The sequence below is a fragment of the Micromonospora sp. CPCC 205561 genome (genome assembly GCF_036906775.1).
Taxonomy (GTDB): domain Bacteria; phylum Actinomycetota; class Actinomycetes; order Mycobacteriales; family Micromonosporaceae; genus Micromonospora.
The window spans coordinates 1-24,199 of the sequence record NZ_JBAKHV010000033.1 but is presented as its reverse complement, the minus strand read 5'-3'; the positions used below and the strand labels follow the sequence as shown (position 1 = coordinate 24,199).

Genomic DNA, 24,199 nt, shown 5'->3' with positions numbered 1-24,199 from the left:
CTGACCCGATGAAGATCGTCGGGCTGATGTCGGGAACCTCCTACGACGGGGTGGACGTGGCCGCCGCCGAGTTCACCCGGGACGAGGAGACGCTGTCGCTGCGCCCGCTGGGGCACCGCGGCCTCGACTACGACGACGAGCTGCGCGCCGCGATCGGCGCGCTGCTGCCGCCCGGGAGCACCACCGTCGAGGCGGTCTGCCGGCTGGACAACCGCCTCGGCGAGGTCTTCGCCGAGGCGGCGGCGCTCGGCGTCGAGCTGGCGGGCGGGGCGGTCGACGCGGTGGTCTCGCCCGGGCAGACGGTCTTCCACTGGGTCGACGGCGGGCGCGCCCGGGGCACCCTGCAACTGGGCGCGGCGGCCCGGGTGGCCGCCCGGGTGGGCGTACCGGTGCTGAGCGACCTGCGCTCGGCGGACGTCGCCGCCGGCGGGCAGGGCGCGCCCCTGGTCCCGGCGTTCGACGCGCTGCTGCTCGACCCGGCCGAGGGCGCGGCCCCGCGCGCCGCGCTCAACCTGGGCGGCATCGCCAACCTCACGGTCGTGGCGCCGGGCGCGCCCGTTCTCGGGTACGACGTCGGGCCCGCCAACGCGCTGCTCGACGCGGCGGCCCGCCGGCTGCTGGACCGCCCCTGCGACATCGACGGCGCCGGCGCGGCGGCGGGCCGGGTGCACGCCGGCCTGCTCGACGCGCTGCTGGCCGAGCCGTACTACGCGGCGCCGCCGCCGAAGTCCACCGGCAAGGAGCTGTTCCACGCCGGCTACCTGGACGCGCGGCTGGCCGCCCTCGGCGAGCCGGTGCCGGCCGGCGACGTGCTCGCCACCCTGACCGAGCTGACGGCCCGGGTGGTGGCCGCGGAGTGCGACCGGCACGGCGTGGCGGAGGTGGTCGCGGCCGGCGGCGGGGTGCGCAACCCCACGCTGACCGCCCGGCTGGCCGCCCTCGGGGCGGGGCGGTGGCGGCTGCGCACCACCGACGAGCTGGGCGTCCCCGCACAGGCCAAGGAGGCGTACGCGTTCGCGCTGCTGGGCTGGCTCTCCTGGCACGGGCTGCCCGGCGCGCTGCCCTCGGTGACCGGCGCCACCCGGGCCACCGTGCTGGGCTCCTGGACCCCGTCCGGGCCGGCGTACCGGCAGTCCCCGGCCGTCGCCGCGCCCCGCCGGCTGCGGATCGCCGGTTGACCCTCCGGTCGGCCCGGGTGTCCCGGGCGCCGGCGGCCCGCCCGGCGTGCCGGCCGGCCGTTCGATCGCCGCGCGCCGCCGGGCCCGGACGGCGGGCTGACCAGGCGATCAGCGCCCCGGGCGGGTGGGTGGGCCTCCGGGCCAGGCGGCGGGGTGTCGCACGGCCGATAGACTCTTGCGTCATGAGCGTTGAAGAGGGCACGGTCCACCACACCGGGCTGCTGGCCACCGTCCGGGGTCCGCAGGACGTCAAGCGGATGTCCGCCGAGGAGCTGGACGTTCTCGCCGCCGAGATCCGTGACTTCCTGATCACCAAGGTCTCGCGCACCGGCGGGCACGTCGGGCCCAACCTGGGCGTGGTCGAGCTGACCCTGGCGATGCACCGGGTCTTCGACTCCCCGCGCGACCGGTTCCTGTTCGACACCGGCCACCAGGCGTACGTGCACAAGATCGTCACCGGGCGGCAGGCCGGCTTCGACAAGCTGCGCCAGCGCGGCGGCCTCTCCGGCTACCCCAGCCAGGCCGAGAGCGAGCACGACCTGATCGAGAACTCGCACGCCTCCACCGCCCTGTCCTACGCCGACGGCCTGGCCAAGGCGTACGCGCTGCGCGGCGAGCAGCGCAGCGTGGTCGCGGTGGTGGGCGACGGCGCGCTCACCGGCGGCATGTGCTGGGAGGCGCTGAACAACATCGCCACCGCCGGCAACCCGCTGGTGATCGTGGTGAACGACAACGGCCGGTCCTACGCGCCGACCATCGGCGGGCTCGCCGACCACCTCTCCTCGCTGCGGCTGAACCCGGGCTACGAGAAGGTGCTCGACACCGTCAAGGAGGCGCTCGGCTCGACGCCGCTGGTCGGCCGGCCCATGTACGAGGTGCTGCACGCCGTCAAGCGGGGCATCAAGGACGCCGTCGCCCCGCAGGCCATGTTCGAGGACCTCGGCATCAAGTACGTCGGCCCGGTCGACGGCCACGACCGCGAGGCGGTCGAGTCGGCGCTGCGGGCGGCGAAGAACTTCGGCGGCCCGGTGATCGTGCACGCGGTCACCCGCAAGGGCTACGGCTACCGCCCGGCCGAGGAGGACGAGGCCGACTGCCTGCACGGCCCCGGCGGCGCGTTCGACGTGGAGACCGGCAAGCTGGTCGCCGCGCCCTCGGTGAAGTGGACCCACGTCTTCGCCGACGAGCTGGTCGCGATCGCCGACGAGCGGCCCGACGTGGTGGGCATCACCGCCGCGATGGCCGAGCCGACCGGCATCGCCAAGCTGGCCCGCAAGTACCCCGACCGGGTCTACGACGTGGGCATCGCCGAGCAGCACGCGGCCACCTCGGCCGCCGGCCTGGCCCTCGGCGGGCTGCACCCCGTGGTGGCGGTCTACGCGACCTTCCTCAACCGCGCCTTCGACCAGGTACTGCTGGACGTGGCGATGCACCGGCTACCGGTGACCTTCGTACTGGACCGGGCGGGCATCACCGGCCCCGACGGGCCCAGCCACTACGGCATCTGGGACATGTCCGTCTTCGGGGTCGTGCCGGGGCTGCGGATCGCCGCGCCCCGCGACGCCGCCACCCTGCGCGAGGAGCTGCGCGAGGCGGTCGGCGTCGACGACGGCCCGACCATCGTCCGCTTCCCGACCGGCACCGTCGCCGCCGACCTGCCGGCCCTGCGCCGGGTCGGGACCGTCGACGTGCTGGCCGAGTCGGCGCGTACGGACGTGCTGCTGGTCGCGGTCGGCTCCTTCGGCCAGCTCGGCATGGAGGTGGCGACCCGGGTCGCCGAGCAGGGCTACGGCGTCACCGTGGTCGACCCCCGCTGGGTCCGGCCGGTCCCGGCCGAGCTGGTCGAGCTGGCCGCCCGGCACCGCCTCGTGGTCACCGTGGAGGACGGCGTCCGGGTCGGCGGCGTCGGTGACGCCCTCGGCCAGGCGATGCGGGACGCCGACGTCCGGGTGCCGCTGCGTGACCTGGGCGTACCGGCCGGCTGGCACCCGCACGGCACCCGCGCGCAGATCCTCGCCGACCTCGGCCTGACCGCGCAGGACGTGGCCCGCGACGTGACCGGCTGGATCTCGCGGCTGGACGCGGAGCCGGTCGAGCCGGTGATCACCGTCGACGACGCCGCCACGCAGAACTGACCGCTCGAACGCCGACGGCGGGTGCCCCGGATCCCCGGGGCGCCCGCCGCCGCGCATCCCCCGACCGCGCTGCCCGGGCCGGGGAAGGGGCGGGCGGGGTCAGCGGGGAGCGATCGAGCGGTAGTGCGTCTTCTCCGCCCCGGCCAGGCTGAACGTCTCGGTGCGCGACGGCATCGGCACCACGACCAGCCCCGGCCGGTCCACCAGGCGCGGGGTGTTCGGCGGTGTCGACAGCGAGCTGTCGCGGGTCGCCCGCCAGCTCAGCACGGCCAGCGGCTGCCCCGGCACCGGCAGCGCGTACGTCTGCAGGGGGCTGGAGCGGTCGGCGGGGGAGACGACCGGGGTGCCCCCGTCGGCGGGGCGGTAGACCACGGCGGTCATCGTCCCGTCGGACGTCTCCCAGCTCAGCTGCTCCAGCTCGGCCGGCTCCCCGCCGCCGAGGGCGACCTCGCCCAGGGTGCGCACGGCCAGCTTGGTCAGCGGCCAGGACGACGGCACCGAGCGCGGCGCGTCCCGGTCGCCGATCCGCCGGGGGACGCTGCCGAACGGCCCTTCCTCGCCGGCGAGCCGGCAGGTGTCCAGGCCCTTGAGGGCCCGCTTGCCGGAACCGCTCTCGTCGCGCACCAGGGGATAGCGCGGGTCGGTGGTGCCGGTGCCGAGGTCCAGCAGCCGGTCGGCGGCGCGGCCCCGGGGCAGCGCCTCGGTGGCCCGCAGGGTGGCGGTCACCGGGACCGCCCGGCAGGCCGGCACGTCCACCGGCTCGGTGAGGCCGTCGGTGTCGCGCAGCGCGCGGCCGTCCGGCCCGAGCAGCCGCTGCACCCGGCCGGACGTCAGGTAGCGCCGCCCGTCGGCGGTGTGCACGGGCAGCACGTCGGAGTAGACGAGGTAGCCCGGGTCGGTGTACTCGGCGGCGCGGGTGACCGCGTACCGGCCGCCCTCGGCGGTCACCTGGAGCAGCCAGGAGGCGCGCTCGCCGGGCACGTCCGCGGCCACCAGGACCAGCGGCGCCCCGTCGACCTCGCCCGACCAGAGGATTCCCGACGTGGGCAGGTGCACCCGGTCGTCGGCCGGTGACCGCCAGTCGCGCACCGCCCCGGTGACCGCCGACCGGACGGCGCCGTCGCCCGCCAGGGTGCCGCGGGGCGGCCAGACCCGCAGGTCGCCGTCCAGGCTGTCGTAGCCGACCCGCAGGTCGCCCGGCCGCCGGTCGGCCACCGGGCCGCAGGCGGTCGCGGTGAGCAGCAGGGTCAGCAGTGCGGTGGCCGTGATGCCGCGCCGGCGGACTGGAGCCACCTGTACGCCCCCTCGATCGCCTCAGCCGTCGTCTTACGGAAAGCGCCATAGTACGAGATGTCCGATCACCCGGACGCGGCACCTCGACCACCGTCCGCACGCAGGTCGCGGGCGGTGCCCGGCGGCGGCCACAAGGGACGCCGCCGCGGTTTCAGGGTGAATGTCCCGCTCGGGTAGACTCCGCCGACTGTGACGCCTGCCGAGACCCGCGCCGAATCCTGGTCGGAATCCGACGTCGCCGCGTCCGAACCCGTGGCGCCGCCCGTGGGCGACGGCACCGGCGACCGTACGCCGGACGCGGGGGGCGCCGACGACGGGTCCGGCAGCCCCGGCGCGACCCTCGCCACCGACCGGGCCGACAGGGCCGACGGGAAGGCCGGCCGGACGGACGGGGCGGCCGGCGCGGCCCGGCCGCGGCGGTGGACCCGGCGGCGGCAGGACCTCGCCGTCCTCGGGCTATTCCTGCTCGCCGCGGTGTGGGTGACCAGCCAGATCTGGGTGGACCCGGCCGGCCGGGTCGCCTCGCTCTACAGCAGCGACCCCGCCCAGGTGCAGTTCTTCCTCGCCCACTCGGTACGCGTCGTGCTGCACGGCGAGTTCCCGTTCTTCACCGAGCAGTTCAACTACCCCGACGGAGTCAACCTGATGGCCAACACGGCCATCCTCGCGCTGGGCATCCCGATGGTGCCGGTGACGCTGCTCTTCGGCCCGGCCGTGACGTTCGTGGTGCTGGTCACGCTCGCGCTCGCCGGCACCGCCTCGGCCTGGTACCTCGTGCTCTCCCGGCACGTCGTGCGCAGCCCGCTGGCGGCCGCGGTCGGCGGCTGGTTCTGCGGCTTCTCACCGGCGATGCTGTCGCACGCCAACTGGCACCCCAACATCATCTCCCAGTTCCTGCTGCCGTTCATCGTCTGGCGGGTGCTGGTCATCACCCGGTCCCGGCGGCCGTGGCGCGACGGCGCGCTGCTCGCCCTGATGGTCACCGCGCAGGCGTTCATCAACGAGGAGATCCTGCTCTTCACCGCGCTCGCCTGCGGGGTGTTCCTGCTCGCCGTGCTCGCCCAGCGGCCCGCGCTCTGGTGGGCCGCGTGGCGACCGCTGGCGAAGGCCCTCGCGATCTGCACCGTCCTCGCCGGAGGGCTGCTGGCGTACCCGCTCTACGTCCAGTTCGCCGGCCCGATGGCGTACCACGGGCTGAGCGACGCGGTACGCGACTACGGCAACGACATCGCGGCCTTCTTCGCGCCCGGCTCGCCCACGATCGGCGGCAACGAGCGCGCGAACGTCAACCTCGCCCCGAACTACTCGGAGGAGAACGCCTTCTTCGGCTGGAGCCTCGCCCTGATCGCCGTGGGCATCGTGCTCTGGCTGCGGGGTGAGCTGCTCGTCCGGGCGCTGGCGGTGACCGGGGTGTTCTTCGCCGTGCTCTCCCTCGGCGAGCGGGTCTCCTGGTGGGACCGGACGCTGTTCACCGGGCCGTGGGAGTGGCTGGTCCGGCTGCCGCTGCTCGACGCGGTGGTGCCGACCCGCTTCGGCCTGATCACCAGCGTGGTGATCGGCATCCTGCTGGCGCTTGCCGTCGAGCGCTCCCGGGCGCTGCCGGTGGAGCGGCGGACGCTGCGCACGCTCACCGTGGCCGGGCTGGTCCTGGCGCTGCTGCCGATCGCGCCGATGCCGCTGAAGGTGACCTCCCGCCCGCCGGTGCCGGACTTCATCACCGCCGACCGGTGGCGCGGCTACGTCGGGCCGGAGCAGACCCTGGTGCCGATCCCGGTGCCGAACATGGGTCACACCCACGGGATGCGCTGGGCCGCCTCGACCAACCTCGACTTCAAGATCCCCGGCGGGTACTTCCTCGCGCCGCGCAACGGCAACACCGGCGACCCGGGCCGCTTCGGCGGCCGGCCCAGCGGGGTGGGGCAGCTGCTGGAGGAGGTCGCCTCGACCGGCCGCACCCCGAAGCTCGACGACCGGCAGCGCCGCCGCTCGCTGGACGAGCTGCGGTACTGGCGGGCGGCCATCCTGGTGCTCCCGGTCGGCCAGCACCACGCCGAGCCGCTGCGGCGTACGGTCGAGCAGCTGGTCGGTCCCGGCCGCCGGGAGCTGGACGTCTGGGTCTGGGACGTCCGGGCGCTGACGGACCAGCCGGCCTGATGACCGCCCCGACGGCGTCCGGCACCGTCGAGGCGACCCCCGCCCGGCGTCCCCGCCGGCTGCCGGTACGGGCGCCCGACGCGCTGGTCGTCGCCGGCTACCTCGGCCTCGCGGCGCTGCTGACGACCGGCCAGTGGGGGCGCCCGGGCCGGCTCTTCCACCAGGCGGGGGACCAGATCCTCTTCGAGTGGATGCTGGCCCGCGCGGCCCGGGCGGTGACGGGCCTGGAGAACCCGCTGCACAGCTCGGCGCTGAACGCCCCGGACGGGGTGAACCTGATGGCCAACACGTCGGTGCTCGGCCTGGGCGTGCCGCTGACCCCGGTCACCCTGCTGTTCGGCTCGCAGGCGGCGTTCCTGGTGGCAGTGGTCTGCTGCCTCGCCGGCACCGCGACCGCCTGGTACGCCCTGCTGCGCCGCCGACTGGCCGGCTCCCGGGTGGCGGCGGCCGTCGGCGGCCTGGTCTGCGGCTTCGCCCCGGGCATGGTCGCGCAGGCCGGGGCGCACCTGCACATGGCGGCGCAGTTCCTGGTCCCGGCGATCCTGGCGCTGGTGTTCCACCCGGACCCGCGCCGGGTCCGGCGGCCCGGGGTGCTGCTCGGGCTGCTGGTGACGTACCAGGTCTTCCTCGGCGAGGAGGTGCTGGTCTTCCTGGTCCTCGCGGCCGGTACGTTCGCGCTCGCGTACGCGGCGGCGGACCGGGCGGCGGCCCGCCGGCTGGGGCCCGCGCTGCTCGCCCGGATCGGGATCGGGGTGGCGGTCTCGCTGCCCCTGCTGGCGTACCCGCTGTGGTTCCAGTTCTTCGGCCCGGGCCACTACCGGGGGATGCCCTTCCACGCGTACGGCTACCAGCTCGACGCGGCGTCGTTCACCGCCTCGGCGCGGCAGACGGTGCTCGGCGACGACCACCTGCCCGGCCTGCTGGCGCCGAACCCCACCGAGGAGAACTCCTTCTTCGGCCCCGGGCTGCTGGTGCTCGCCGTGGTGATCGTGATCTGGCTGTGGCGCCGGCCGCTGGTCCGCGCACTGGCGGTCTGCGGGCTGCTCTTCGCGCTGCTCTCCCTCGGCGGGCAGGTCCGCCTGGACGGCACGCCCACCGGCATCCCCGGGCCGTACCGGCTCGTCGCCGGGGTGCCGCTGCTCGACCTCGCGGTGCCGGCGCGCTTCCCGCTGGTCTGCGTACCGGTGCTGGGCGTCCTGCTCGCCCTCTCGCTGGACCGGCTGCGACCCGCGCCGGCGACGGGCGACCCGCGCTCCGTGACCGCCGCCGGCGCGGTGCCGGGCGGCGTGCCGGTGCGGCTGCTCTGGGGTGGGGCGGTGGCCGCCGCCCTGCTGCCGCTGATCCCCACCCCGATCCGGACGGTGCCGGCCCGGCCGGTGCCCACCTTCGTGGCCGAGGGCGGCTGGCGGGCGTACGTCCCGCCGGGCCGGACCCTGGTGCCGGTGCCGCCGGTGACGGGCGCCGGGGTCAGCCCGGCGATGCTCTGGTCGGCCCGCACCGGGTTGGCCTTCCCGGCCCCGGGCGGCTACTTCATCGGCCCCCGGGCCGCCGACGACCCCGCCGCCCGGTGGGGGGCGCCGGACCGTCCCACCGCGACGCTGCTGCGCCGGGTGGCGGAGACCGGCGAGGTGCCGGTGGTCACCGAGGAACACCGCCGGCAGGCGCTGGAGGACCTGCGCCACTGGCGCGCCGCCGTGGTGGTCCAGGGCGGACTGCACCACGGCGAGCCGGTCCGGCGTACGGTCGAGGCGCTCCTCGGCCCCGGCCGGACGGTGGCCGGCGCGCACGTCTGGGACGTCCGCCCGCTGGTGGGCTGACGCCCGCCCCGCCGGCTCGGCCCACCCCGCCGGCTTCCGCCCCGACCGCTGGTCCCGCCGGCGGCGGGCCGGCGGTTCAGCCGACCAGCGGCCGGACGTCCCAGAGCCAGACGTCGTCGACGCGCTGGGGCGGCCCGATGAGCCCGGTCACCAGCTCGCGCAGGACCGCCTCGCGGGGATGCGCGCCGAGAACCACCACGGACGCCCGCCAGAAGCGCAGGTCCTCCAGCGCCTGCCGGCGGTTCTCGTCGGTGAGCGCGGGCACCGCGTTAAGGTCCATCGTGGAGTAGACCAGCGTGCTGGTCGGCCGGTTCGGCGCGCCGAAGACGCCCTCGCCCAGCTCGTTGGGCCCGATGAAGTAGCCACCGGGAATCGGGAACGCGTGCTGCGTCAGCGCGCTCCACCGCAGGGTGGGCAGTCCGTGCACGTTGCTCGGGATCGGCACCGGCACCAGGGTCCGCCCCGGCGGCACGTACGGGCGCCAGCCGCCGGCGGTGATGAAGCGCGGCGGCGGGTCGACGGGCTGCGCGGGCAGCGGGCGCGGGAGGAGCGGCAGCAGGGCGAGCGCGATGGCCGCGTACCCGACCGGCCGCAGCCAGCGGCGGCGCGACCCGGCGGTCACGGTGCCGTCGGCGGCGGAGCGGGGGGCCGGCACCGGCGGCCTGCCGTTGCCGGCGACCGTGTCCCAGGCCAGGGCGAGCAGCACGCCGAGCGCCGCCGCCACCACGAGCGCCAGCCGGGTCGGCATCATCATCTCGACCAGCGGCAGGTCGTCGGAGATGTAGGCCCACGGGCCGTCCGTCCGCGTCTCCACCCCGTTGACGCGCACCTTCGGGCCGATCGAGGCCACCGTGAAGACCACCACCAGCACCGCGAGGATCCGGGCGGGGAACGAGCGGCGGACCAGCAGCACCAGCGCCACCAGCGCCACCAGCACCAGCGGCCAGCCGAACCAGGTGTTCTGCTCGGTCAGCCCGATGGTCTTCTCCACCGCCTCGTCGCCGGCCACGGTGTCCCGGGCGAAGGTGACGAAGGCGGCCAGGTCCTCGCCCCAGCTGTGGAAGACCCCGCCCTGCAACCCCCGGTAGGACTGCGGGCCGTTGAACTGGAACCAGATCGGGTAGGCGGTCAGCAGCAGCGCCAACCCGCCGCCCACGCCGAGCGCGGCGGCGAAGGTGCCGGCCACCGCCCACGCCCGCGCCGGCCGCATGATCGCGTACGCGAGCACGACGACCAGGCAGGCCAGCGCGGTGAGCAGCAGCATCTCCTCGTTGATGAAGATCTGGTACGCCACCAGCAGGCCCAGCACGAGGCCGTTGCGCCGCCACCGGCCGGGCTCGGCGAGCCGGAGCACCCGCACCACGATCAGCGGCAGCAGGAAGTTCGAGACGAAGTTGGGCTGGCCGTTGGCGTGGTGCACGACGCCCGGCGCGAAGCCGAGGAAGGCGCCGCCGACGAAGGCCGCCGCGCGGGAGCGCACCAGGTGCCGCGACAGCATCCAGTACGACGTGCCGGCGGTCGCGGCCAGTGCGGCGCCCAGGTAGAGGGCGTACACGACCTGCGGGCCGAGCAGCATGGTCAGCGGCGCCAGCGGCAGCGTCACCCCGAGCAGCGAGGTGTTGGCCATCATGTTCACCCCGTCCGGGGCGTTCTGCCGCTCGGTGAAGAGCGGGTTCTCCAGGTGCCGCACCGAGTACGCGCCGTGCGAGAAGAGCCACTCGAACCAGCTGTGGTCGGTGGGCAGGTGCGACGACACCCGGTTCTGCACGTCCACCCAGTAGTTCAGGCACACGAGAACGCCGAGCAGGACATAGGCTCCGATGGCCAGTACGTCGGCGCGGGACGGCCGCCGCCGGGGCGGGCGTGTCGGCTCGGCCGCGACGGGCTCGGAGACGGAGTTCAGCGAGGGGTCAACCACCGGCACAGCCACGACGGGCCATCGTACAGGCGCTCCGGCGTCCCATCCGTCGGCCCGGTGCGGCCCGGCGGGTCCACCGGGGCCGTCGTGGGGGTGGGGTGACGGAGAGGGCGGCAGTGGCGGTCATCGACCTCGGTGAGCGGCGGGACACCGCGACGCCAGCCGGGCCCGGCCCGGGCCGGCTGCTGCGCCGTCGGGCTCCGGCCCTGGTCGCCCTGCTCTGCCTGCTGGCGCCGGCCGCCGCCGCGCCCCGGCCCGCGCAGCCACCGGGCGTCACCATTCCGGTCGGCCCGGAGGCGAACGTCCTGCTCGTCGGCGACGTGCTGCTGGTGGCCGGTCCGTCGGGTCCCGACGCCGTGCCCGGCGAGGATCCGGTGCCGCGGCTGACGGCCCACCGGCTGCCCTCCGGCCGTCCCCTGTGGCGGGTGCCGATGCCCGCCCCGGGGCAGGTGCTGCACACCGCGCGGGTCGGCGATCTGATGGTCCTGGGCCTGGCCGGGGAGCGCACGGCGTCGTGGGTCGTCGGGCTCTCCGTCCGCGACGGCGGGACGCGTTGGCGGATCGAGGGGCGACCGGGCGGCGTCACGCCGGCCGGCAACCTGCTGGTGTGGGGCTTCGACGCGGCGGGCGCGTCCGTGCTGCTGGCGGTGGACCCCGCCGACGGCGCCGTCCGGTGGTCGCGGCCGCTGGCCGAGGAGGACGTACGGCTGTCGCGGCGGGACGAGCGGGTGCACCTGCTGACGGTGCTCGCCGGCGGGCGGCTGGAGCTGCGCGACCCGGACACGGGCGCGGTGCGCGCCGCTACGGCCGTACCCGGCCGGCCCCGCGTGCTGACGGTCACGCGGGAACTGGTGCTGCTCGCCGACGGGGCCGGCGGCCTCAGCGGCTACGAGATTCCCGCCCTGCGCCGCCGGTGGAGCGTCCCGGGCGGCCCGGCCGACCAGCCGGACGCCTTCGACTGCGGCGTCCTGATCTGTCTCGAGGACGGGTCGCCCGCCGTGCGGCTGCTCGGCCCCGGCACCGGCGCCGACCGGTGGCGCCTCGGCAACGGGGCGGTGCTGGGTTCCCTCGGTGGCCGGCTGCTGGCCGCCCGGCGCGCCTCCGGCGGTGTGGCGGAGCACGTGCTGCTCGACGCGGCGACCGGTCGGCCGGTGCGGCAGCTGGGCCGCTGGCAGGTCGGCGCCCCCGTGACGGTCTCGGCCGACGGTTCGGTCGTGCGCCGTCGGCTGCGCGACGGGCGGCTCCTGGTCGGTCGGGTCGACGAGCGCGGGGAGGGCGTCCGGGTGCTGGCGGTGCTGCGCGGCGTGGCGGGGGGATGCGGCGTGCACGGGGCGTTCGTCGTCTGCCGGCGCGAGGGCGGCGGGCTCGGCGTCTGGGAGCTGCCGGACGGCCCGGACGGGGAGGCGGGGGCGTGGCGCTGATCGACCTCGGCGAGCTGCGCGACGAGCCGGGCCCGGAGGCCCCGCCGCCCCGCCCGCCCCGGGCCGCCGGCCGGCCGCTGCGGGTGGTGCTGGCGCTCGCGCTGGTCGTGGCGACGGTGGGCGGCGCGGCGCCGGCGCCGCGCCGCGACTCGTTCGTGGTGCCGGCGGCCGTGGGGGCGGAGGCGTTCCTCGACGCCGACCGGCTCTACGTCGTCGAGCCCGCCGAGGGGCAGACCGGCACGGTCGAGGTGCGCGCCTACGCCCTGCCCGGGCGGGAGCCGGCCGCCGGCCGCCCCGCGACCCGGGTGTGGCGCGCCCCGGTGCCGGCGGCGGGGCGGTTCTGGCAGGCCCGCAGCGGGCGGGGCGTGGTTCTCTTCGCGGTCACCGGTGAGCAGGACGGGGGCTGGACGGTCGCGCTCGACGCCGGGACCGGCCGCGAGCGCTGGCGCCAGCCGGGCTATCCCTGGTGGGACTCCGCCGGGACGCTGCTGTTGCAGAGCGGCGGGGAGGACGCCGGCACGGTGCGGTCGGTGGACCCGACCTCCGGGCGGGCGATCTGGTCGCTGTCCACGTCTCGCGGGGGCGCGATGTACAGCGTCCGCGGCGGGCGGGTCGACCGGGTCGTGCTGGCGTCCGCCCGGGGGCGGGTCGAGGTGCGCGACGTCCGCACCGGCGCCGTGCTGCACGCCGCGGACCTGCGCCTCGGTGAGCTGCCCGGCTTCGGGTACGCGACGGTGGCCCACGGTCTGCTGCTGGCCCTGCGGCCGGAGGCCGGCGTGGTGACGGCGTACGGGCTGGACGGGCTGCGGCCGCGCTGGGAGGCACGCCTGCCGCTGGCGGGCCACGTCGAGGACTGCGGCGAGGTGCTCTGCGTCAACGGGCGCACCGGCGGCTTCAGCGCCCTCGACCCGGCCACCGGGACGGTCCGGTGGACCGGGGACCGGTGGCTGGGTGTGTCGGACCACCGCGGCGGGCGGCTGCTCGCGATGGCGCACGGGCCCGTCGGGGAGCGGCTCGCCGTGCTCGACGCGGCGACCGGCCGGGAGGTCGCCGACCTCGGCACGTGGCAGCTGGTGCCGGGGCACGACGGCGAGCGGCTGCTCGCCGTCCGGCCGGCCGCCACCGGGGGTGGGTTGGTGGTCGGCGAGCTGGACGTCGCCGCCGGTCGGGTCCGGGTGCTCGACGTGCTGCGGGACGCCTCCGGGGACTGCCGGGGCGGCGTCGGCACGACGTTGCTGTGCCGGGTCCGCGGCGGCGACTACGGCGTCTGGCGGTTGCCCGGCTGAGCCCGCCGCCCGGCGCGGCGAGCCGGCCGGGCCGCCGCGGTCACCAGTTCGGCTGTTGCGGCGCCGGGGGCAGCGGCACGCTTTGCGGCCGGAGCACGTACGCCACGCCGCCGCTGCCGCCCTGCCAGGCGGCCTCGAACCGGCCCCGGTCGACGGTCCGGCGCACCGCGTCGTCGTCCGGCGCGTACGGGTCGTTGAGCACCGGCGCGCCGGCCTCGGTGAAGCCGACCAGGACCATCAGGTGCCCGGCGGTGTCGTAGTCCAGCCCGGGCACCTCGCCGGCCCGGAAGGCGGCGGAGACGATCAGCGGGATGCCGGCGGCCACGAACGCCTCGGCCTCGGCCAGCGAGCGCAGCCGGGTGACGAAGGCGTCCACGCCGTGCAGGCCGGCGTACGCGGTGTTGAACGGCCAGTTGCCGGCCCCGTAGGCGTGGTCGTAGCAGTGCCGCGCGGCGTGCACCACCACCGGACGCGGGCCGGTCGGGGCCACCCAGGCGTACCGCTCCGGGGCCGGGGCGGCGCCCCAGAAGGCCAGCACCATCGAGGTGCAGGTGGGGCTGCACCAGGAGTCCCCGCCGCCGCCCCACTGGGGGTGGGCGCCGGCGTGCAGCCGCTGCGAGTAGCGCGGCACGTCCAGCACGGTGCCCCGGGCGGCCGGCGTCGACGGGGAGTCGTCGCCGGCCGGCTCGGGTGTCGACGCCGGGCGCGGGCCGGCGGCGACCGCCCCGACGGTGCGCAGCACCGGGGTGGTGTCGGCGTCCTCCGGCCGCAGCAGGGTCACCCGGGCCTGCCAGGCGGTGACCGTGGCGTCGGTCACCACGAGGGTGTCCGTCTCCACCCGGGCGTCGCCGTCGCGCTGTCCGGGCACGGTCGTCCGGCGGAACGCGTGGTCGGCGGCCGCCCACTCGGCGAGGACGTACCACCCGGTGACCGGGGCGTCGTCGCGCCAGCCCCGCAGCTCCACGCGCAGCCAGCTGTCGCCGGGGGTGTCGCCGGTCCACGAGGGCACCACGTCGCGTACGGCGAAGCCGACGGGCACGGTCGGGGAGGTCCAGCTGCCGGCCGCGTACCGGCGGGTGCGGCCGTCGGCGTCGGTGTGGTCGAGCCGGTCGACCGGGTCGGCCAGTTCGAGACCCCGTGCGCCCGCGCGCAGGCCGGCCATGCTCCCCAGCCCGGCGTCGCCGGGAAAGCCGAAGCCCCGGTAGGCGATGTCGCGTCGGCCGCCCGGCGTCGCGTGGGTCATCCGTCTCCCCGTCCCGTCGTGAAGGTTGGTGCCGGAAGCATCGCGTACGACGAAGGTTTTCTGCAATGGGCCCGGCCCGGGACGGCGGGTGCGGCCCGGGTTGGCCGCCGGCGCTAGGTTGTGGGTGGTCAGGGGCGCGAGGAGGCCGGGATGCGGGTACTGGTGGTCGAGGACGAGCGCAACCTCGCCGACGCGATCGCGCGCGGGCTGCGCAAGCGGGGCATGGCGGTGGACGTCGCCTACGACGGCGACAGCGGCCACGAGATGGCGTTCGTCACCCGGTACGACGTGGTGGTGCTGGACCGGGACCTGCCCGGCGTGCACGGCGACCAGATCTGCGCCGAGCTGGCCGCCTCCGGCACGCTCACCCGGGTGCTGATGCTGACCGCCAGCGGCACCGTCGCCGACCGGGTGGAGGGGTTGCAGCTCGGCGCGGACGACTACCTGCCCAAGCCCTTCGCCTTCGACGAGCTCGTCGCCCGCGTGCAGGCGCTCGGCCGGCGCGCCACCCCGGCGGCGCCGCCGGTGCTGGAACTCGCCGATCTGGTCCTCGACCCGGCCCGCCGGGTGGCCACCCGGGGCGGCCAGCCGGTCGACCTGACCAACAAGGAGTTCGGCGTGCTCTGCGAGCTGCTCAAGGCGCGCGGCGCGGTGGTCTCCAGCGAGGAGCTGCTGGAACGGGTCTGGGACGCCAACACCGATCCGTTCACCACGATCGTCCGGGTGACCGTGATGACGCTGCGCAAGAAGCTCGGCGACCCGCCGCTGATCGAGACGGTGGTCGGCGCGGGCTACCGCACCCCGGAGCCGTCGGCGTGAGCGCGAGGAGTGAGCCGGTGTTGCGAGCCCCGCAGTCGCGAATGAGGGTGGCACGGTGAGCGCGAGGAGTGAGCCGGTTTTGCGAGCCCCGCAGTCGCGAATGAGGGTGGCACGGTGAGCGCGAGGAGTGAGCGGGTTTTGCGAGCCCCGCAGTCGCGAATGAGGGTGGCACGGTGAGCGCGAGGAGTGAGCGGGTTTTGCGAGCCCCGCAGTCGCGAATGAGGGTGGCACGGTGAGCGCGAGGAGTGAGCGGGTTTTGCGAGCCCCGCAGTCGCGAATGAGGGTGGCACGGTGAGCGCGAGGAGTGAGCGGGTTTTGCGAGCCCCGCAGTCGCGAATGAGGGTGGCACGGTGAGCGCGAGGAGTGAGCCGGTCCGGCGAGCCCTGCGGTCGCGGGACGACGCGGCGGGCCGCCGCTCCCGGCTGCGGCCCACGCTGCGGCTGCGGCTGACCCTGCTCAACGGCGTGCTGCTGGTCGGGGCCGGCGCGATCCTGGTGCTGCTGGCCTGGCTGCTGGTCCGCGACGCGCTCCGCCCGACCGACGAGCTGCTCCCCGGCACCACGGTGGTGCTGGCCGACGGCCGGTCGTTGGACGCGGCGCAGTGGCAGCGGCAGCTGGTCGACTCCGCCAGCGGGGAGCTGCTGGCCAAGGGCCTGGTGGCGCTGCTGGCGATCAGCGTCGTCGGGGTGGCCGGCGCGTACGCGGTGGCCGGCCGGGCGTTGCGCCCGCTGCACCAGGTCACCGCCACCGCCCGCCGGCTCGGCGAGACCACCCTGGACCAGCGGATCGGCTATTCGGGCGCCGACGACGAGGTGGCGGAGCTGGCGGAGACCTTCGACGCGATGCTGGACCGGATCGCCGCCGCGTTCGAGGCGCAGAAGCGCTTCGTCGCCAACGCCTCGCACGAGCTGCGCACCCCGCTGGCGGTGATGCGTACCGAGATCGACGTGACCCTCAGCGACGACGAGGCGGACGCGGCCGAGTACCGCCGGATGGCCACCGTGGTCCGGGACGCCTCGGAGCGGGCCAACGGCCTGGTCGACGCCCTGCTGGTGCTGGCCCGCAGCGAGGCGCAGGCGGGCCGCCGGCTGGGCCGCCGCACCGAGTGCGACCTCGCCGCGGGCACCGCGAACGCCCTGTCGGCGGTACGCCGGGAGGTGGAGCGGATCAAGCTGCGGGTGCAGACCTCGCTGGAGTCCGCGCCCGTCGTCGGCGACCCCGGGCTGCTCGACCGGCTGGCCGGCAACCTGATCGAGAACGCGATCCGCTACAACCACCTGCACGGCCGGCTCTGGGTGCGTACCGGCTCGGACGGGTGCCGGTCCTGGCTGGTGGTCGGCAACACCGGGTTCGAGGTGGACCAGGCCGACGTGCCGGGCCTGTTCGAGCCGTTCCGCCGCGGTGGCCGGGAGCGTACGGGCGCGCGCGGCTCGGGTCTCGGGCTCTCCATCGTCCGGGCGGTCTGCGACGCGCACGGCGGCGCCGTCAAGGTGATCGCCCAGCCCGGTGGCGGGCTGGAGGTCACGGTCACCCTGCCGGCGGCGGAGGCCGCGCCGGCGATCACCGCCGGGGAACCGGCCGCCCGTCGCTGACCGGCGGGCGGGGTTGCGGGCGGAGCCGCTCCGGTGGAAGGATCATGGTGTCAGCTCGAGGACCGGAGGGGGGTGCGTCGATGTCCACCGTAATGACCTCCGCGCCCCGCACCGCCGGCTGACCCTCACGCACGCGGGGCGCCTCCAACCCTAGCGGAGGAACCCGTGCATCCACGGATCCACAACATCAGTTTCGACTGTCACGACACCTACGCCTCCTCCGGCTTCTGGTCGGCGGTGCACGGGTACGCCCGGCACGCCGACGACGCCCCCGGTGACCCGGAGGCCGAGCGGCTGCTCGGCCTCGGCGCGGCCCTGGTCACGGACCGGCGGCACGCCGCCGGCGCCGGCCCGGTGTCGCCCGCCGACCCGGAGGGCAACGAGTTCCGCGTCCCGCGTGGCGCGGCGGAGCGGGCGGGTGCGTGCACCGGGGAGGAACAGCAGTGAGCGCGAGGATCCACAACATCGGCATCGACTGCCGCGACACGTACGCCCTGGCCGGGTTCTGGGCGCAGGTCTTCGACTGCCCCCGCCAGCCGGACGACTTCCCGGGCGACCCGGAGGCCATGCTGCTGCCTCCGGGCGGCCCGGAGGTGCTCTTCCTGGCGGTGCCCGAGGGCAAGGCGGTGAAGAACCGCCTGCACCTCGACCTGGAGCCCGCGGACCGGACCCGGGACGAGGAGGTCGCGCGGCTGGTGGGCATCGGCGCCACCCAGGTCGCCGACCGGCGGCGCGCCGACGGCTCGGGTTGGGTGGTGCTCGCCGACCCGGAGGGCAACGAGTTCTGCGTGCTGCGCTCCGCCGCCGAGCGGGCCGCCACGGCGGGCTGACGCGAAGGGGCCCGTCCACCCGGTGTGGACGGGCCCCCGCGTCGCCGTACGGTCAGTACTTCTGCTCGATCTGGCCGCGGATGGCGACGAACTCCGCCGCCGAGGCGGCCGCGGACGAGAAGAACATCACGATGATGCCGACGCTGCCGTGGTCGGCCCAGGCGCAGACGCCCAGCGGCACGCCGGCGGACTCGCCGTCGCCGCACTTGGCCTCGCCGCCCTGGGGACCCGGCGCGATGGTGGTCATCCGCTTGACGGAGAGATCCTTCGACATCCCCTTGACCGCGTCGTCGAGCTCGCCCGCGGGGTTGAGCACGAAGGTGGAGGCGGCGATCACCATGATCATGTTTCGCTGGTCGGCGCTGCCGTAGAAGGCGCCGGCGACGGCGGTCTCGCCCTGCACCGAGGACTTCAGCTCCCGGACCATGTCGTCGGCCGCCTTGCGCAGGGTCGGCTCGGTGCTCTTCGCGCGGCCCGCGAGGGTCTCCGGGGTGACGACCCTGATCTGCGGGCTGGCGCTGGGCTCCGGCGACGGGGTGGGCTCCGACGACGTGGCGGCGCTCGGCGTGGCGCTCGACGCCGAGCTCCGCGCCACGGTCGGGGTGGGCGTCGGGTCGGCGCCCCGGTCGCCGTCGTAGGCGACGTAGGCCAGGCCGCCGCCGCCGAGGCAGAGCACCAGCAGCCCGACGATGCCCAGGGCCAGGAGCAGCTGGTGCGACCGCGCCGGCTGGCCGCCGCCCGCGGGGGCCGGCGGGTAGCCGACGTACTGGCCGGCGGGGAAGCCGGACTGCGGCGTGACGGGATAACCGCCGTACGGCTGGGTGGGGTAAGGCTGCGCCGGCGGGGGACCGGGGGATGGCGTGCCGGGCCAGCCGCCCTCGTACGGCTGCTGTGCCGGCGGCGGACGCCAGCCGTCGGCGGGCGGGACCGGGTGGCCCTGCGGGCGCGGCGGGTGGAAGTCGTAGTGCGCGTCGTGCTCCGGCTGCCCGGACCAGGGATCGACCGGCGGTGAGGACATTGATCAGCTCCAGGCGAGGGTGCGAACGGGTGATCGTAGCCAGCCACGGAGCGATTCCGCAGTCCCGATCCCGACTGGACCGGGCACAACGACGATCGCGGTGGCCACCACCATCCAAGCCGGACGGGGCAACCACCGCGAACGCGGGGGCGGTGTGGATCAGGCGGGCAGGCTCGCCACCCCGTGCGGCAGGAACCGGCGCCCGGTTACCCGCTCGGAGGTGCCCGTCCGGTCCAGGTACGGCGTGATGCCGCCCAGGTGGAACGGCCAGCCCGCGCCGAGGATCATGCACAGGTCGATGTCCTGCGCCTCGGCGACGACGCCCTCGTCGAGCATCAGCCGGATCTCCTCGGCCAGCGCGTCGAGCGCGTTCTGCCGTACCTGCTCGGCGGTGAGCGGCTGGTCGCCGACCACGAGCAGCTTGGCCACCTCGTCGTTGACCTGGTCGTCGACGACGATCGGCTGACCCGAGTCGGCGATCCGCTTGAGGTTCTCGCTGACGCCGAAGCGCTCCGGGAAGGCGGCGTGCAGGGTCCCACCCACGTGGTACGCCACGGCCGGCCCGACGAGCTGGAGCAGGGCGAGGGGGCGCATCGGCAGGCCCAGCGGGTCCAGCGCGCCGTTCGCCACGTCCAGCGGGGTGCCCGCGTCCACCGCGGCGAAGACGGTGCCGAGGAAGCGGGTGAGCAGCCGGTTCACCACGAACGCCGGGGCGTCCTTGACCAGCACGGAGGACTTCTTCAGCTGCTTGCCGACCGCGAACGCGGTGGCGAGCGTCGCGTCGTCCGTCCGCTCGCCCCGGACGATCTCCAGCAGCGGCAGCACCGCCACCGGGTTGAAGAAGTGGAAGCCGACCACCCGCTCGGGGTGCTCCAGCTCCGCGGCCATCGCCGTGATCGACAGCGAGGAGGTGTTGGTGGCCAGCACCGCCTCCGGCCTGACGACCTTCTCCAGCTCGGCCCAGACCTGCTTCTTGACGGCCAGGTCCTCGAAGACCGCCTCGATGACGAAGTCACAGTCAGCGAACGACGTGAGCTGGCCCGGCTGCGGCGCGGCGAAGGCCTCTGCCTTGGCCGCGCCGCTGACCAGCCCGTACAGCTTGGCCGCCGTGCCCTTGTCCATCCGGCCCTTGCTGACGGCCTTCTCGATCTGGGTGTGCACGTAGCCCACGCCCTTGTCGACCCGGGCCTGGTCCAGGTCGGTCAGCACGACCGGCACCTGGAGACGGCGGGCGAAGAGCAGGGCGAGCTGGCTGGCCATCAGGCCGGCACCGACGATGCCCACCTTGGTGACCGGCCGGGCCAGGCCCTTGTCCGGCGCCCCGGCCGGCCGCTTGGCCCGCCGCTGCGCCAGGTCGAACGCGTAGAGGCCGCTGCGCAGCTCCTCGGAGAAGACGAGGTCGGCGAGGGCCTCGTCCTCGGCGGCGGTACCGGTGGCGAAGTCGGCGTCCTTCGCCGTCTCCAGCAGGTCCAGTGCCTTGTAGGCCGACGGGACCGCGCCGTGCAGCCGCTGGTCGAGGGTCTGCCGGGCAAAGTAGAGCACGCCCGCCCACATGTCCTTGTCGACCTCGGGCCGGGTCACGGTGACCTCGCCCCGCACGACGCCGGCGGCCCACTCCAGGGACCGCTCCAGAAAGTCCGCCGGCTCCAGCAGCACGTCCGCGATGCCCATCTCGGCGGCCTGCTTCGGCTTGAGCATCTTGTTCTGCATCAGCGGGTTCTGGATGATCACCTGGGTCGCCGCCGGGATGCCGATCAGGTTCGGCAGCAGCTGGGTGCCGCCCCAGCCCGGAACCAGGCCGAGGAAGACCTCGGGCAGGGCGAGCGCCGCCGCGCCGCCGGAGAGCGTCCGGTAGTGGCAGTGCAGCGCCAGCTCCAGGCCGCCGCCCATCGCCGCGCCGTTGACGAAGGCGAAGGTCGGGACCTCGCTGTCCTTGAGGCGGGCGAAGACCCGGTGGCCGAGCCGCCCGATCTCGAGGGCCTGCTCGCGGTCGGCGAGCTGCGGGAGGCTGGTGATGTCCGCGCCCACGCAGAAGACGTACGGCTTGCCGGTCACCGCGACGAACGCCGGGTTCGCCGCCAGGGCGGCGGTGATCGCCTCGTCCAGGCTGGTCAGACCGCCCGGGCCGAAGCTGTTCGGCTTGGTGTGGTCGAAGCCGTTGTCCAGGGTGATGAGGGCGGCCGGTCGGTCCAGCCCCGGTACGTTCACCTGACGCAGCAGCGCCCTGGTGACGACCTCGTTCGGTGCGGCGAGCGCGCTCACTGTGCCTTCTCCGTTCGCGACTGCGGGACTCGCAAGCCCGGCTCGTTCCTCGCGCTCACTGTGCCTTCTCCGTTCGCGACTGCGGGACTCGCAAGCCCGGCTCGTTCCTCGCGCTCACTTGTCTCCACCCTCCCAGTGGGGGTTCTCCCAGATCACGGTGCCGCCCATGCCGATGCCGATGCACATGGCGGTGAGGCCGTAGCGGACCTCGGGGTGCTCGGCGAACTGCCGGGCCAGCTGGGTCATCAGCCGGACGCCGGAGGAGGCGAGCGGGTGGCCGATGGCGATGGCGCCGCCCCACGGGTTGACCCGCGGGTCGTCGTCGGCGAGGCCGAAGTGGTCGAGGAAGGCGAGCACCTGCACGGCGAACGCCTCGTTCAGCTCGAACAGGCCGATGTCGCCGATGGTCAGCCCGGCGAGGCGCAGCGCCTTCTCGGTCGACGGGATGGGGCCGACGCCCATCACCTCGGGCTCGACGCCGACGAAGCCGAACGACACCAGCCGCATGGCGACCGGCAGGCCCAGCTCGCGGGCGACGTCCTCGGAGGCGAGCAGGCTCGCGGTGGCGCCGTCGTTCAGCCCGGCCGCGTTGCCCGCGGTGACCTTGCCGTGCGGGCGGAACGGGGTCTTCAGGGTGCCGAGCTTCTCCAGCGAGGTGTCCCGGGGCGCCTCGTCCACCGTGGCCAGGCCCCAGGCGTTCTCCTCGTCGCGCACCGAGACCGGCACCAGGTCGCCCTGGAGCTTGCCGTTGGCGTACGCCTTGGCGGTCTTCTGCTGCGAGGCGAGCGCGAAGGCGTCGGTGCGCTGCTTGGTGATGTGCGGTACGCGGTCGTGCAGGTTCTCCGCGGTGGCTCCCATGACCAGCGCGGACGGGTCGACGAGCTTCTCGGCGACGATGCGCGGGTTCGGGTCGACGCCCTCGCCCATCGGATGGCGGCCCATGTGCTCGACGCCGCCGGCGATCGCGACGTCGTAGGCGCCCATGGCGATGCCGCTGGCGACGGTGGTCACCGCCGTCATGGCGCCGGCGCACATCCGGTCGATAGCGAAGCCGGGAACGGTCTTGGGCAGGCCGGCCAGCAGCGCGGCGGTCCGGCCGATGGTCAGGCCCTGGTCGCCGATCTGGGTGGTGGCCGCGATGGCGACCTCCTCGACCCGCTCCGGGGGCAGCTGCGGGTTGCGCCGCAGCAGCTCCCGGATGCAGCGGATGACCAGGTCGTCGGCGCGGGTGTTGGCGTACATGCCACCCGCCTTGCCGAACGGGGTGCGGACACCGTCGACGAAGACGACATCCCGAACTTCACGGGGCACTTGAGCCTCCTCTTCGACCATGATCCGCTCCCCGCGCCGGCGAGCGGCGCCACGGAACGGATGAAGGTCGCCGGCACGGGCGTTTCCCCCGGATGCTACTCGTCAGTAACCATCGCTGGCACCCAACCCCGTGTGGCCCACCCCACACCACCCGGTCAGGGGACGGGGGGCGGGTCCGTGAGGGCCTCGGTGAGCGACGGGACGAGGAGGGTGATCTGCCAGTCGCGGGCGCCGAAGCCGCGCAGGGTCTCCGCGACCGCCGCGTCGTCGACCTCCTGCGGGGGCGCCCAGGCCAGCCGGCGGACGGAGTCCGGCGCGATCAGGTTCTCCGGCGGCAGGCGGTGCGCGCCGGCGATCCGGACCACCGCCTCCCGGCACCGGGCCAGGCGGGCCGCGGCCACCGGGTCCCGCTCGGCCCAGCGGTGCGGCGGCGGCGGGCCCTCGACGGTGGGCGCGACGGGCAGCGCGTCGTCGGGCAGCTGCCGCGCGTCGTCGAGCGCCGCCAGCCAGGTACGGGCCAGCCGGCGCACCGAGCGGCCGCCGAAACCGGGCAGGGTGAGCAGGGTCCGCTCGTCCTTCGGGTCCAGCTCCGCCGCCGCGACGATCGCCGAGTCCGGCAGCACCCGCCCCGGGGCCGCGTCCCGCCGGGCCGCGATCTGGTCCCGGGCGTACCAGAGGGAACGCACGCGCGCCTGGGCCCGCGCCCCGCGCACCCGGTGGATGCCGGACGTGCGGCGCCACGGCTCGGCCCGGACCTTCGGCGGCCGGGCGCCGGTGCGGACCAGCGCGGCGAACTCCTCGGCCGCCCACCCGGACTTGCCCTGCCGGGCCAGCTCCTCGTCCAGCGCGTCGCGCAGGTCGACCAGCATCTCCACGTCGAGCGCGGCGTACGTCAGCCAGGACTCCGGCAGCGGGCGGCTCGACCAGTCGGCCGCCGAGTGGTGCTTCTCCAGGCTGAAGCCGAGCAGCTGCTCGGTCAGCGCGGCCAGGCCGACCCGCTCGAAGCCGGCCAGCCGGGCGGCCAGTTCGGTGTCGAACAGCCGGCGCGGGCGCAGGCCCAGCTCGGCCAGGCAGGGCAGGTCCTGACTGGCCGCGTGCAGCACCCACTCGGCCTCGCCGATCACCTCGTCGAGGGCGCTCAGGTCGGGCAGGGGCAGCGGGTCGATGAGCGCCGTGCCGGAGCCGGCCCGGCGCAGCTGCACCAGGTAGGCGCGCTGGCTGTAGCGGTAGCCGGAGGCGCGCTCGGCGTCCAGGGCGACGGGGCCGGTGCCGGCCGCGAAGCGGGCCACGACCGCGTCCAGGTCGGCGGGGGTGGCCGCAGGCTGGGGCGTGCCCTCGCGCGGGGCGGTCAGCGGCACGGGCCCGTCGGCGGGCGGTTCGGTCCCCACGGCCGCCGGCTCCGGCGGGGCCGACGGCGGGTGGTGCGCATCGTTTCCCGTACGGCTTTCGGCGGCCCGACGGTGCAGGGGTGGTTCGTCGGTCACCTGACAACCCTAGTGCGCGACGCGACGCGGTGGGTGCAGCCGGTCCGGTGTGTGTCGGCCGGGCGGGCGCCGGGCTCCCGCGCGGGGGGCCCGGACATAGGGGAAGACAAACCCCGTTGGCGCAGGTACGGTCCATCGAGCCGTTGCGCGGGTGAGGCATCATCGGGCCCGGAACTGTGCGGGGCTTCTACGGGAGGGCAAGGCGATCATGACTGCTGGCTACGGGTCGGCGGACACGGGCCCGGGGGCACCGGGCGACGGCGGCTTCCCGCCGGGGACGGCTCGCCCCGGGCCGCTGCCGCCCCGGATCGAGCCGACCGCCTCCGCCTACCCGCCGCCGGGTGCCCCCGGACAGCCCGCGCCGCCCCGCGCCGCCTGGTCGCCGCCGGCCCAGTCGGGCGGCTGCGGCGCCGCCCCGGCCGCACCAAGTCGGAGGCC

17 protein-coding genes and 1 pseudogene are annotated in these 24,199 nt (G+C 75.5%); 11 read left to right on the top strand and 7 right to left on the bottom strand.

Annotation, left to right across the window (positions count from 1 at the left end):
• Positions 1–8: 8 nt before the first annotated feature.
• Positions 9–1,178, top strand: coding sequence for an anhydro-N-acetylmuramic acid kinase (locus V6V16_RS18055; RefSeq protein ID WP_334563538.1), 1,170 nt, complete (start codon positions 9–11; stop codon positions 1,176–1,178).
• A gap of 182 nt (positions 1,179–1,360) precedes the next feature.
• Complete coding sequence (dxs, locus tag V6V16_RS18050; RefSeq protein ID WP_334563536.1) at positions 1,361–3,313, top strand: 1-deoxy-D-xylulose-5-phosphate synthase; 1,953 nt, start codon at positions 1,361–1,363, stop codon at positions 3,311–3,313.
• A 99-nt stretch (positions 3,314–3,412) separates the two neighbouring features.
• Here dxs and V6V16_RS18045 read toward each other — a convergent pair whose 3' ends face one another.
• Complete coding sequence (locus V6V16_RS18045) at positions 3,413–4,606, bottom strand: hypothetical protein (protein ID WP_334563535.1); 1,194 nt, start codon at positions 4,604–4,606, stop codon at positions 3,413–3,415.
• Positions 4,607–4,795: 189 nt separating this feature from the next.
• On the opposite strand from V6V16_RS18045, the gene V6V16_RS18040 reads away from it, so the two are divergent.
• Positions 4,796–6,760 (top strand): hypothetical protein, encoded by a 1,965-nt coding sequence (locus tag V6V16_RS18040; protein WP_334563533.1) that lies wholly within the window; start codon positions 4,796–4,798, stop codon positions 6,758–6,760.
• Positions 6,760–8,577: a hypothetical protein gene (locus tag V6V16_RS18035; RefSeq protein WP_334563532.1), complete on the top strand. Its 1,818-nt coding sequence runs from the start codon at positions 6,760–6,762 to the stop codon at positions 8,575–8,577. Before V6V16_RS18040 ends, V6V16_RS18035 begins: the two co-directional genes overlap by 1 nt.
• A gap of 76 nt (positions 8,578–8,653) precedes the next feature.
• On the opposite strand, the gene V6V16_RS18030 is transcribed toward V6V16_RS18035, so the two are convergent.
• Positions 8,654–10,507 carry a hypothetical protein gene (locus tag V6V16_RS18030; protein WP_442934104.1) on the bottom strand — a complete coding sequence of 618 codons (1,854 nt, stop codon included), beginning with the start codon at positions 10,505–10,507 and terminating at the stop codon, positions 8,654–8,656.
• Positions 10,508–10,611: 104 nt separating this feature from the next.
• Between V6V16_RS18030 and V6V16_RS18025 the strand changes: the two genes are divergently transcribed.
• Together V6V16_RS18025 and V6V16_RS18020 are read left to right on the top strand one after the other, a co-directional pair.
• Positions 10,612–11,916 carry an outer membrane protein assembly factor BamB family protein gene (locus tag V6V16_RS18025; protein WP_334563531.1) on the top strand — a complete coding sequence of 435 codons (1,305 nt, stop codon included), beginning with the start codon at positions 10,612–10,614 and terminating at the stop codon, positions 11,914–11,916.
• Positions 11,907–13,202, top strand: coding sequence for an outer membrane protein assembly factor BamB family protein (locus V6V16_RS18020; protein WP_334563529.1), 1,296 nt, complete (start codon positions 11,907–11,909; stop codon positions 13,200–13,202). Before V6V16_RS18025 ends, V6V16_RS18020 begins: the two co-directional genes overlap by 10 nt.
• 40 nt (positions 13,203–13,242) lie before the next feature.
• Here the strand turns inward: V6V16_RS18020 and V6V16_RS18015 are convergent, their stop codons facing one another.
• Positions 13,243–14,445: a C39 family peptidase gene (locus tag V6V16_RS18015; protein WP_334563527.1), complete on the bottom strand. Its 1,203-nt coding sequence runs from the start codon at positions 14,443–14,445 to the stop codon at positions 13,243–13,245.
• Positions 14,446–14,595: 150 nt separating this feature from the next.
• Between V6V16_RS18015 and V6V16_RS18010 the strand changes: the two genes are divergently transcribed.
• The 4 genes from V6V16_RS18010 (at position 14,596) to V6V16_RS17995 (ending at position 17,686) form a co-directional block, all read left to right on the top strand.
• On the top strand, positions 14,596–15,264 hold the full coding sequence (locus V6V16_RS18010) for a response regulator transcription factor (protein WP_334563524.1): 669 nt from the start codon (positions 14,596–14,598) through the stop codon (positions 15,262–15,264).
• Between the two features lie 383 nt (positions 15,265–15,647).
• Complete coding sequence (locus V6V16_RS18005; protein ID WP_334563597.1) at positions 15,648–16,856, top strand: sensor histidine kinase; 1,209 nt, start codon at positions 15,648–15,650, stop codon at positions 16,854–16,856.
• A gap of 165 nt (positions 16,857–17,021) precedes the next feature.
• Positions 17,022–17,303, top strand: coding sequence for a hypothetical protein (locus V6V16_RS18000; RefSeq protein ID WP_334563522.1), 282 nt, complete (start codon positions 17,022–17,024; stop codon positions 17,301–17,303).
• Complete coding sequence (locus V6V16_RS17995; RefSeq protein ID WP_334563520.1) at positions 17,300–17,686, top strand: VOC family protein; 387 nt, start codon at positions 17,300–17,302, stop codon at positions 17,684–17,686. Before V6V16_RS18000 ends, V6V16_RS17995 begins: the two co-directional genes overlap by 4 nt.
• Positions 17,687–17,738: 52 nt before the next feature.
• On the opposite strand, the gene V6V16_RS17990 is transcribed toward V6V16_RS17995, so the two are convergent.
• The 4 genes from V6V16_RS17990 to V6V16_RS17975 all read right to left on the bottom strand — a co-directional run bounded on the left by V6V16_RS17990 (position 17,739) and on the right by V6V16_RS17975 (position 23,761).
• Positions 17,739–18,704, bottom strand: a complete 966-nt coding sequence (locus V6V16_RS17990) for a hypothetical protein (protein WP_334563518.1) — start codon at positions 18,702–18,704, stop codon at positions 17,739–17,741.
• Positions 18,705–18,863: 159 nt separating this feature from the next.
• Positions 18,864–20,966: a 3-hydroxyacyl-CoA dehydrogenase NAD-binding domain-containing protein gene (locus V6V16_RS17985; RefSeq protein ID WP_334563516.1), complete on the bottom strand. Its 2,103-nt coding sequence runs from the start codon at positions 20,964–20,966 to the stop codon at positions 18,864–18,866.
• Positions 20,967–21,080: 114 nt separating this feature from the next.
• Positions 21,081–22,277, bottom strand: coding sequence for a thiolase family protein (locus V6V16_RS17980; RefSeq protein ID WP_334563513.1), 1,197 nt, complete (start codon positions 22,275–22,277; stop codon positions 21,081–21,083).
• Positions 22,278–22,432: 155 nt separating this feature from the next.
• Positions 22,433–23,761 carry a ribonuclease D gene (locus tag V6V16_RS17975; protein WP_334563511.1) on the bottom strand — a complete coding sequence of 443 codons (1,329 nt, stop codon included), beginning with the start codon at positions 23,759–23,761 and terminating at the stop codon, positions 22,433–22,435.
• A gap of 208 nt (positions 23,762–23,969) precedes the next feature.
• Between V6V16_RS17975 and V6V16_RS17970 the strand changes: the two are divergent.
• A pseudogene (locus V6V16_RS17970) lies at positions 23,970–24,199 on the top strand (S1C family serine protease); the annotation flags it as partial.

Excerpts from the sequence above, each read along its gene's own strand:
- V6V16_RS18055 (WP_334563538.1), top strand. The coding sequence starts at position 9 with ATGAAGATCGTCGGGCTGATGTCGGGAACCTCCTACGACGGGGTGGAC.
- dxs (WP_334563536.1), top strand. The coding sequence starts at position 1,361 with ATGAGCGTTGAAGAGGGCACGGTCCACCACACCGGGCTGCTGGCCACC.
- V6V16_RS18035 (WP_334563532.1), top strand. The coding sequence starts at position 6,760 with ATGACCGCCCCGACGGCGTCCGGCACCGTCGAGGCGACCCCCGCCCGG.
- V6V16_RS18015 (WP_334563527.1), bottom strand. The coding sequence starts at position 14,445 with ATGACCCACGCGACGCCGGGCGGCCGACGCGACATCGCCTACCGGGGC.
- V6V16_RS18010 (WP_334563524.1), top strand. The coding sequence starts at position 14,596 with ATGCGGGTACTGGTGGTCGAGGACGAGCGCAACCTCGCCGACGCGATC.
- V6V16_RS17990 (WP_334563518.1), bottom strand. The coding sequence starts at position 18,704 with ATGTCCTCACCGCCGGTCGATCCCTGGTCCGGGCAGCCGGAGCACGAC.